Consider the following 566-nt stretch of genomic DNA (forward strand, 5'->3'; position numbering starts at 1 on the left):
AGTGGTTGCCGGCCCAGCTGCTGGCCACCCGCAGCCAGCAACTGGTGTGGGCGTCGGCCTGGCCTTCGCGGTCCCAGTGGAACTGGACCTTGATGCGGCCCTGGTTGTCGCAGTGGATTTCTTCGCCTTCGGGGCCGGTGACGGTGGCGGTTTGGGTGCCCAGTACTTTTGGTTTGGGGTGAGCGAGGGCTGGCCGGTAAGGGGTGGCCCAGGGGGTGGCGGTGAAGTGGTTGCGGTAGCCTTGGGTGAAGGTGGGGTCTGTTTCCCCCTCTCCCCAGCCCTCTCCCGCGAGGGGAGAGGGGGTTAAACCCGCAGCGTTTGAGAGTCCTTCGTTCGTTATGGATTCTTCGAGGACCTGAGGCTGTTTGCCTTCGTGGTGGATGTCGGTGATCAGCCAGAGGTCGTTCCAGCTGTCTCTCGGGTGGCCTTGCAGTTCGAGGAAGTGGCCGCTGCGCAGAGTCGGTTGGTCGCTGTGGCCGGCAGCCTGGCGGTAGTCGCTGCGGTGACGCTCGAGGCTGCGCTGGGCCAGGTGCTTGCCGCGGCTGCGGTCGGTGAAGCGGCCGGGG

1 protein-coding gene is annotated in these 566 nt (G+C 66.1%); it reads right to left on the reverse strand.

From position 1 onward, the window contains the following. Nucleotides 1–566: type VI secretion system tip protein TssI/VgrG (gene tssI / locus VF673_RS15000; RefSeq protein WP_440292524.1), on the reverse strand; the 566-nt coding region annotated here is incomplete at both ends.

The organism is Halopseudomonas sp. Lyrl_26, assembly GCF_051948695.1.
GTDB lineage: Bacteria > Pseudomonadota > Gammaproteobacteria > Pseudomonadales > Pseudomonadaceae > Halopseudomonas > Halopseudomonas formosensis.